The organism is Sulfurovum sp. bin170, from assembly GCF_010892395.1.
GTDB lineage: Bacteria > Campylobacterota > Campylobacteria > Campylobacterales > Sulfurovaceae > UBA1140.
The window spans coordinates 1-9,602 of sequence record NZ_JAACKB010000241.1; the positions used below are offsets into that span (position 1 = coordinate 1).

The 9,602-nt window shown below is 35.8% G+C and carries 9 protein-coding genes and 1 tRNA gene; 5 read left to right on the forward strand and 5 right to left on the reverse strand.

Annotated features, from left to right (window positions below):
- Nucleotide 1: 1 nt before the first annotated feature.
- Together GSY74_RS05770 and GSY74_RS05775 are read right to left on the reverse strand one after the other, a co-directional pair.
- A tRNA-Lys gene (locus tag GSY74_RS05770) sits at nt 2-77 on the reverse strand.
- Between the two features lie 82 nt (nt 78-159).
- The gene (locus GSY74_RS05775; RefSeq protein WP_164664152.1) at nt 160-642 is read right to left on the reverse strand and encodes a CinA family protein; all 483 of its coding nucleotides are present in this window, start codon (nt 640-642) and stop codon (nt 160-162) included.
- Between the two features lie 92 nt (nt 643-734).
- On the opposite strand from GSY74_RS05775, the gene GSY74_RS05780 reads away from it, so the two are divergent.
- Nucleotides 735-1,655, forward strand: a complete 921-nt coding sequence (locus tag GSY74_RS05780) for a DUF234 domain-containing protein (RefSeq protein WP_164664153.1) — start codon at nt 735-737, stop codon at nt 1,653-1,655.
- Nucleotides 1,656-2,897 (forward strand): DEAD/DEAH box helicase, encoded by a 1,242-nt coding sequence (locus tag GSY74_RS05785; protein ID WP_164664154.1) that lies wholly within the window; start codon nt 1,656-1,658, stop codon nt 2,895-2,897.
- A gap of 25 nt (nt 2,898-2,922) precedes the next feature.
- Here the strand turns inward: GSY74_RS05785 and GSY74_RS10885 are convergent, their stop codons facing one another.
- Complete coding sequence (locus GSY74_RS10885; RefSeq protein ID WP_255494554.1) at nt 2,923-4,197, reverse strand: transglutaminase family protein; 1,275 nt, start codon at nt 4,195-4,197, stop codon at nt 2,923-2,925.
- Between the two features lie 450 nt (nt 4,198-4,647).
- Between GSY74_RS10885 and GSY74_RS05800 the strand changes: the two genes are divergently transcribed.
- The 3 genes from GSY74_RS05800 to ileS all read left to right on the forward strand — a co-directional run bounded on the left by GSY74_RS05800 (nt 4,648) and on the right by ileS (nt 8,394).
- On the forward strand, nt 4,648-4,893 hold the full coding sequence (locus GSY74_RS05800) for a hypothetical protein (RefSeq protein ID WP_164664155.1): 246 nt from the start codon (nt 4,648-4,650) through the stop codon (nt 4,891-4,893).
- Nucleotides 4,894-5,178, forward strand: a complete 285-nt coding sequence (locus GSY74_RS05805) for a type II toxin-antitoxin system RelE/ParE family toxin (RefSeq protein ID WP_164664156.1) — start codon at nt 4,894-4,896, stop codon at nt 5,176-5,178.
- Nucleotides 5,179-5,637: 459 nt separating this feature from the next.
- On the forward strand, nt 5,638-8,394 hold the full coding sequence (gene ileS / locus GSY74_RS05810) for an isoleucine--tRNA ligase (protein WP_164664157.1): 2,757 nt from the start codon (nt 5,638-5,640) through the stop codon (nt 8,392-8,394).
- Nucleotides 8,395-8,509: 115 nt separating this feature from the next.
- On the opposite strand, the gene GSY74_RS05815 is transcribed toward ileS, so the two are convergent.
- Nucleotides 8,510-8,974, reverse strand: a complete 465-nt coding sequence (locus GSY74_RS05815) for a hypothetical protein (protein WP_164664158.1) — start codon at nt 8,972-8,974, stop codon at nt 8,510-8,512.
- 194 nt (nt 8,975-9,168) lie between these two features.
- On the reverse strand, nt 9,169-9,602 hold a 434-nt coding region (locus tag GSY74_RS05820; RefSeq protein WP_164664159.1), incomplete at its 5' end, for a C40 family peptidase.

Consider the following 9,602-nt stretch of genomic DNA (forward strand, 5'->3'; position numbering starts at 1 on the left):
GTGGTGACCCGTCTAGGATTCGAACCTAGGGCCCATTCCTTAAAAGGGAATTGCTCTACCAACTGAGCTAACGGGTCACGATTTTTATTAACTTACCATGTGATAAGTGGACGGAATTATAGCCTATGGTTTACTATATGTCAAGGGTTTTTGTGTAATTTATAGATTTTTTTTCAAAAGTGCTATTGCCGTGTCAGTTGCTTGGAGTTGGACAGACTCTCTCTCTCCTTTAAATAGGTGTCGCTCTATAATTATATTGGTTTGGTTTAAGATACCAATATAGACCGTACCCACTGGTTTTTCATCCGTTCCTCCTGTCGGCCCAGCGATACCACTTACGGCTATCGTGTAGTCTGCATTGGCAAGTTTTGCAATGCCTTTTAACATCTCCTCGACACACTCTTTGCTTACTGCACCATGCTCCATTAAGGTCTCTTCTGATACCCCTAGCCACTTTGATTTTATCTCGTTGGAGTAGGTGACACATGAGCCATTGAGGACTGCTGATGCTCCTGAGATGGCTGTGAACTCTGATGCTATCCGTCCTCCTGTGCAACTTTCGGCAAATGAGATTGTTTGATTTTTCTCTTTTAGGATGTTTATTATATCTATGCTGTTCTGTTTTGTAGTATTCTTTTTCATGGAGTAATTATAGCGAAATAGAGTTGATAATATTTCAAATAATAAATAAAATTCAGCTATAATTCCCAAAATCATTTCAAGGTCTTTCACATATGTCGCAACCAACCATCCTCCAACAATTTCGCTCTTTTTGCTATCAAAACAATGCCACCAACTTAGAAGTTGCATTAGAATACTTTTCTGTGTTTGGAGGGATGGGTTGGAGAGTCGATTTGACCAAACCTCTGGATGAACTCATAGAGGAGAAAGTTCTAAACAACTACCGTTATATCCATGGAGATACCACCAAGATTACACAAAGCAAAGAGATTCATCATAAAGTGCTTTCTGCCCTTGCAACAGGCGACAGACGAGAACACTCTGCTTTTAAAAAGGCTCAAACAAATAAAGAATCTGGTGAGGAATCTGTAGATTTTATGATAAAAGAGGGGCTTTTGTCTAAAGATGTATCGGTAGAAAAACCACTAGAAAATCATGAAAAAGTATCCATTAAGCTTCTATTCAATCAACCATTTATGCGTTTTTGGTTTGCTGTTATCTCTCCTTATTATAAGGGTATTAAAGCAGGAGAGTACAAGGAAGTTAAAGAGCGTTGGAATCAAATGAGAGGGGAGTTTACCAACCTTATCTACCAACAACTTTTTATGGAGCTTATCAAAAAAAGTTACAATGAGACAAGCCAAGACCCCATAATCAAGATAGGTTCATATTGGGATACCAATGTAGAGATAGACCTTTTAGCCAAAACAAAATCAGGCAAAATGATAGCAGGTGCGTGTAAGTTCTCTAAGGCAAAAGCCAAAAAGAGTGAGCTTACAAAGCTAAAAGAGAAGTGTCAACAAGCAGAACTGGATATAGAGAGTTATGTGATTTTTTCTAAAAACAGGTTTTCGACTGAACTTAAAAAAGAGAAAGGTGAAAAGCTTCAACTTTTTTCGCTGAAAAGTTTGGGAAATCTTCTGTTTGAGCTTAGTGAAAAAGATATGTTAGTTAATACGAATAAGAAGTACTAGATGCCTTTTACAAAACTAAATCTATCTAAATCTCTACAGCAGATACTTCAACAAAACAACTATACAGAGCCAACTCCCATACAAAAAAAAGTTATTCCTCTTGTCTTAAAAAAACAAGACATCATGGCACAAGCTCAAACAGGTAGTGGGAAGAGTGCCTCTTTTGTATTGCCTATTTTAGAGCTATTATCCAAAAATCCTACAGAGGGGAAGCGAAAGATAAAAGTATTGGTTTTAACCCCTACTCGTGAGCTTACCTTGCAAGTAGCAGAGACCTTTACGCTGTTTGGAAAAGCCATCTCTCCTAGACCAAAAGTTGTCTCTGTTATTGGTGGAGAGGGAATTGGAGAGCAAATTTATGCCATTCAAAAAGGGTGTGACATTGTTGTGGCTACCTCAGGACGGTTTTTGGATATTTTGAGTAAAAATCAGATGAGTCTGAAACATTTAGAGTTTTTGGTACTTGATGAGGCAGACAAGATGTTAAACCTTGGATTTTCAGAAGAGTTAGATGCCATTTTAGAAGCGATACCAACCAAAAGACAGAACCTTCTATTCTCGGCAACCTATCCTGAAAAAATGCTACAAATCGCCTCAAAAGTAACTCAAAAAGCGATAAGAGTAACCATAGAAAATGAGACACCAACCGTTGCGAATATAAAGCAGAGAGTTATAGAGGTCAATCCTGAAAATAGAGGTCCTCTACTTCGCTATTTATTAAAAAAAGAGAAGTGGAAACAGGTATTGGTTTTTATGGCAAACAGAAGAGCCACCGACAACATAGCTGAGAAGTTTAGAAAGCGTGGCTATTTGGCTGAGTCATTTCACGGTGATTTATCACAAGAAGACCGTAACTACACCATAGCAGAATTTAAGGCTAAAAAAATTCAGATTCTTTTTACCACGGATATTATCTCTCGCGGATTGCATATAGAAGGGATAGATTGTGTTATAAATTTTGACCTACCTCGTTCTCCTGCTGATTATATTCATAGAATAGGACGAACAGGAAGAGCAGGAAAGTCTGGTGAGGCTGTCACTTTTATAGGTCATGAAGAACAATCACATTTTAGAGTTATAGAGAAACGCAGTCAGATTAAACTTGAAAGAGAGCAGATAAAAGGTTATGAACTAATAGGAGAAGCACCTTTAAAAGTTAAAGGGAAAGCACCTGTTAAGGGTAAGAGAAAGAGTAAAAAAGATAAGCTTCGTGAACTTATGAGGAAAGAAGAGAGTTCGTAATATATTTCTCTTATAGTCCCACAGTTTATACATATTGACTTTCCACATCAGGAAAGTTCTCAATCATCTCATCATAATTTTTATACTTTTTTAAAGCACAAACAACCTCATCTAAAGGTTCAGAATAAATCACAGGTAAATCAAATTCATGCTCTTCAATTTTAAAAGCTAACTGCTCATGAGGTGGGTTAAACTGTGCATTTACACCCTCTTTGTTTCCTCGTGCATCTACTCTGTACCAACCAAACTCTTTTAAATAAATAGAGTTTAGTCCATGAAGACAATAGATATCTTTTTTATACTCTGAGCAGCTCAATCTCTGATAGCAAAATCCTGTAGGAATACCATTGGCTCGTAAAAGTCCTGCTAATAAGTGGCTTTTGGCATAACACCAACCTGTCTTATACTTCAAAACATCTGATGCTTTGTAAGTAGTAATTTCATCTCTGTAATCACCTGAATGGTTGATGTTATCTCGAACATATTCAAAACATTTTTTGGTTATTTGAGTATCAGTTTTGCACCCATTAGCTAAGTTCATAGCCAAAGAGTATACTTTCTTGTTTGAGTAGTCTACTATGGGTGTCTCTTCTAAATATTTTTGCATATCTTTAACCACCAACATTTCATCAGCCCCTTGTTGAAACTCATAATCTGTTTTGACTATTTGGGCAACATAGCCTTTGGCTTCAAGTCTATTTATAACCTTATCAAGATAAGGAGAGTACTCATTTTCTAAACTCATCAGAGGAAATATCCGTACCTCTTTAGCCACTCGCAACATCTCCATTATAGCATTCAAATGAAACTCAAAATCTAAATGTTCACTGTACAAAAAGAGGAAATGAGAACAGAGTGCCAACTCAAATTGCTTATCTGAAAAAGAGAGTGAAGGCAACATCTCATGAACATAACGACACTCTTTTAAACCTTGTTCATAATCTTCTAAAAAATTCTTCATTGCACCCATACGAGTTGACTCCAACTCATCAGGGTTTTTAATGTTTTTCCATACAAAACTAGTTGAGTTTTCCCGTACCATCGCCATAACTTCTCGTGCAACCTCATCTATACGCTCGGAGAGTTGCCCTTTTGTAAACTCATAAATAGGGTCGATAGAAGTTATCTCTCCTCCCAACTCTGTAAGCTCTGCATTAAAAGAGGAAGGACCATCGCCACAGCCAAGTATTTTGGAGTTTAAATCTTGTTGACTTAAATTGAATATGGTTTTGTATTCATCTAAGTTTCTGCCCCATGGGACGATGCTTTTTAGTTTATAGTTTTCGTTATTTGTATTCATTGCTATTCCTAAAATTATATAAATTTCCGTAGGGTGTTTTCCCATGAAAACACCGTCAAAACCAAATAACATAGGTATTGAAATTTTAAATATTATTTGACGGTATTGTCAGGGACAACACCCTACACGCATGTTAATAAAAAGTGATAAAGTTATCAGTAGATAAAAAGTAAGAGGCTAAAGCCAAACCCTAAGAAGCGTTCTTGTAGTTTGAATATGTTTAAATGTTTTTAATAATTTTATGGTTTGCTCCTTAAAGTTTTTTGTATGTGGAAGTTTAGAGGGTTTTCGGTTAGAGTTGGCTTATGGGTAATCAATGGTTCTTCTCATAAAATAGCAAAATAAAGTTATATACAAAACAACAAAAAGAAAAAGCATCAAATATAGATTTTAAAATATTAGGTATATTTTAGATATAATGACTCATACATTTAAAAAAAGGATTTTATCATGCAAACATTAACCGTAAATATTCAAGATAATTTTGTACAAGATTTTTTAACTATTATTGAACATTATAAAGATAAAGTTCAACTGCAAAAAGATAAAAATTTAGAATTAGATCCATATTTTTACGAAAGACAAAAACAATTACAACAGGACTTACTAGCAGTTGAAAATGGTACTGCTGAAATGATTTCACATTCTGATTTGTGGAATAATATAAACAATCATTTGAAAACATTGAATAACTAAATGACAATAATTTATAAAAAAACTTTTGAAAATCAGTTATTACATATTATAAATCATATAGCAAAAGATAAAATTGGTGCTAGTATAGGTTTTGCTAATGAACTTGAAGAATTAATATTTTTAATACCTGATAATCCTTTTAAATACAAACCATCAATATATTTTGATAATAAAAACATAAGAGATATGACATACAAAGGTTATACAATAAATTATAAAGTAAATTTTGACAAAAATCTAATTGAGGTTTTACGAATATTTAATAGAAATAAACCGTCAAGATAACTATGCAAACAGCTCTCCTCGTATCAAATCCAATTGTGAATTGACATTCAACAGACACTCACCAATATTCTTAGAAGATATACCAATCACTTCTGCTCTCTCTTCAAGGGTATCCATTACCGATACTATCTGTTTAATGGTCTCTCTCGCTTTCTCTTTAGAGATTAAATTCTTTTTAGCGATATCAAGATAATCATTGTCCAGTCTCTTGATATTTTTATGTTTAAGGCTGAGTGATATATAATGTTCTGCTAAAGGATAAGCTTCGTGAACTTATGGGGAAAGAGGGTTCATAACCATACCAAAAACAACTTTTAGATATAATCCCACCAATTATTATATACCCATTATATTTCTTGAAAAACTTAGGAATTGATGGCTTTAGCCTCGCAAAATACGGGACTAAAGTCTCCGTTTCCAAGATAGTTTTGTAATTGGGTAAAAAAGGCAAAGAATATAATGGATTTTAAAGATACACTACTACTCCCAAAGACAAAATTCCCAATGCGTGGAAACTTACCAAACAATGAACCAAAGCGATACAAAAAATGGTATAGCGAAAATATGTACGAGCAGATGAAAGCTAAAAGAGAGGGGGCTGAACTCTTTACTCTGCACGATGGTCCTCCTTATGCCAATGGTGATATTCATATCGGTCATGCTCTTAATAAAACTCTAAAAGATATTATCCTCAAATACAACTACTTTCAAGGGAAAGCTGTGCGAATGACTCCAGGTTGGGATTGTCATGGTCTGCCAATTGAGCAAAAAGTTGAAGATAAGATGGGGCGAAAGAAGAAAGAGACTCTATCTACCTCTAAATTTAGAGAGATTTGTAGAATTACAGCAGAGAAGGCTTGGAAGGGTCAACGAGAGGGATTTAAGACTCTTGGGATTATGGCTGATTGGGAAAATCCTTACATTACTATGGATTATAAGTTTGAAGCAAATATCTATAGAACGCTTTGTGAGATAGCAAAGAGAGGGTTGCTTGTTGAGCGACATAAGCCTATTTTTTGGTCTTGGGCGGCAAGAACAGCTTTGGCTGATGCAGAGGTTGAATATGAGGATAAAGAGGACTATACACTTTTTGTAGATTTTGAGCTAAATGATGAGGCAAAAGCTAAGTTAGGTCTGTCAGGAAAAGCAGGTGTTGTTATCTGGACAACGACCCCTTGGACTTTGCCATCAAATACAGGTATTTCGTTTAATCCTGAAGAGAACTATGTGCTTACAGAGTCAGGTCATATTGTTGCAGAGGCTAGATATGCTGATATGCTAGAGCAAGAGGTAGTTTCAGGAGTGGTTGTCAAAACTATTCAGGCTAGAGAGTTTGAAAATCTAATCGCTACAAATCCATTAAATGGAAGAGAATCCAAGCTTATTTTGGGTGAGCATGTATTGATGGATGGTGGTACAGGTTGTGTTCACACAGCCCCTGGGCATGGTGAGGATGACTATAGAGTTGGGCTAAAATATAGTCTTGAAGTTTTAATGCCTGTTGATGAGAGAGGTTGTTTTGATGAGTCTGTAGTGGGGCTTGGTCTGCTTCCTGATGCAGAGCAGTTTGTGGGGATGCACATCTTCAAGGCAAATGAGCCTATCTTGGAGCTTTTGGGTGATTCTCTTCTTAAGTTAGGTAAGTTTACCCACTCATATCCTCACTGCTGGAGAACAAAAAAACCACTTATATATAGAGCGACCAATCAGTGGTTTATTGCGATTGATGAGAAGCCAAACGATTCCAATGCTACTCTAAGAGAGAATGCTCTGTCGGCTATTGAAGATGTGAAATTCTATCCAGCAAGTTCAAGAAATAGATTAAAACCGATGATAGAGGGGCGACCTGATTGGTGTATCTCTCGTCAGAGAAGTTGGGGTGTGCCTATAGCATTTTTTAGAATCAAGGCTACCAAAGAGGTGATTTTTGATGAAGATGTTCTTTCTTATGTCGCTTCTATCTTTGATGAGAAAGGTGCTGATGCTTGGTATGATATGGAGATTGCAGAGCTTTTACCAGTTGATTCAAAATACAACCCTAATGACCTTGAAAAATTAGAGGATATTTTGGATGTATGGTTTGATTCTGGCTCTACTTGGAATTCTGTGGTCAAGAGTGGCGAGTATGATGCAGGTGAGTATCCAACTTCACTATATATAGAAGGGAGTGACCAACATCGAGGATGGTTCCAATCTTCACTACTGTTGAGTTCAGCTATCAATCAAATCTCACCATATAAGACGCTTATCACTCATGGTTTCACCGTAGATAAGAAGGGTGAGAAGATGTCAAAATCTAAGGGTAATGTTATCGCTCCTGACAAGGTGATTAAGCAGTATGGTTCAGAGATTTTGAGACTTTGGGTTGCTCTTTCAGATTATCAGCAAGATTTGAAAATCTCTGATGGAATTTTGAAGCAGACAGCAGAGCAGTATCGAAAACTAAGAAATACATTTAGATTTTTATTGGCAAATGTGGATGGGCTAGAAAAGGTTATAGAGCCAAGTGAGTATGGTGAACTTGATAGATGGATTCTTATCAAAGCTAGAGAGGTATTTGGTTCAGTCAATGCCTCTTTTGCCGAGAATGATTTCCTCCGAGGGTTCTCAATACTCAATAATTTTGTAACCAATGAGCTAAGTGGTATCTATATGGATATTACCAAAGATAGACTCTACTGTGATGGTGCAGATTCTGCTACTAGAAAATCAACACAATCAGCAATGGTTTTGATTGCAAAATCAATGATGGGACTTGTGGCTCCTGTGCTTACTTATACGATGGATGAGATTTTGGACTATGCACCTGCTATTATCAAAGATGATATGGAGTCTATATTTGACCTTGTGTATGAGGAGATTCCAGAGGTAGAGGCTAGTTTTGATGATACAATACTTCTACAAGCTAGAGATAGATTCTCGGAGTTGACAGACAAGCTCAAAAAAGAGAAGATTATTAAATCAGCACTAGAGCTTGAAATTATCGGAGATATTGGCTCATTTGCGATTAAAGATAGTAAAAATTTAGAAGATTGGTTTATTGTTTCATGTATGAGAGAGTCATCTGATGCTGAACAAATGGGTTCGTTCGAGTTAGATGGTAAAACATTTACAGTTCATAAGGCAACAGCAGAAAAATGCCCAAGATGTTGGAGATTTACTTCTGATTCAGAAGAGTCTGCTTGTTCTCGATGTGCAGAGGTAGTTGATGTTTGATTTGAGTCAGCCAATTGGTAACGATGTTATCATTGGCTCTATTATTTTTATCTTTGCTGTTGTGGGAGTAGGGCTTTTGGTGGTGGAGTATTACAAAAAGAAGAGATGAGAAGTCTTAAAACTTCTCATAAAGAGCTAACACCTGACTATTTGGTTCAGTTTGATTCATATGTTGAGTAACAAGTGTAGAGATTTTCTGTTTTTGTAAATATCTGTTATATGATTTAGTGTAGAGTTCAACAGCTTGATTTACTTCTGTCTCAATTTCGTTAAGCGATGAGCTATCGAGAGTATCCTTTTCACTGTTCCATAGTTTTTTTATCTCAACAAGTTTTGCTCTAATATCTGTTATCTCTGTTCCCTTCAGATTTAGGCTACTATCACTATGAATGAGTCCATTTAAAATTTTGGAAAACTTTTTCTTGTTCTCTTCATTTACCCCTTTAGTCATCTTTTCCAATATTACTCTCTCCTCTTTAACTAATTTCATGTCATTTAGCAGAAGATAGTTGCTTGATGAAGCAAAGATTGAGGTTGTGAGCAGTGCAGTTAGAGTTAGATGTTTAGTAAATGTTTTCATTGAGTATCCTTTTGTTTGGCTTGAGAAATTATATAGTTTATATTCTTAAGAATTGATTAATAATGTTATTTTGTAAGAGTCATAAGTCTTAACAGAGTATAATGAAAAAAATTAATAAAGGATTTATGCTTAATGCCTTAGCCAAAAATCACCCCCTAAGCAATCCTGAAGATTAGACTAAGAGTTAGAACGCACTAAGTGAGTCGTCTGCCCCATTTGAAAAATCTTTTATACTCTCTTAGGGGGCTGATGACTATTCGTTTGTGAAATCTACTAGCATGGATAAATTTTCCTCTGCCTAGATAGATGCCTACATGGTCAACTATGGTACTTTTTTTTGAGTGAAAAAATATCAAATCACCTTTTTGAAGTTGATTCTTTCTGATTTTCTCTCCGATTTGTGCTTGGTCTTTTGAGAGTCTAGGAATATCAATTCCATTTTTCTCAAATACCTCTTTTGTAAATCCAGAGCAGTCATATTTGTAGGGACCATTCCCACCCCATTTATAGGTTTTGCCGAGCATTGATTTTGCAATTGACTCAATATAGAACGAGTTTGCTTCTAGTAGTGAAGAGAAACTGAATGTTACTCCACATATTAAAAATAACTTTTTAAAAAACATTAATA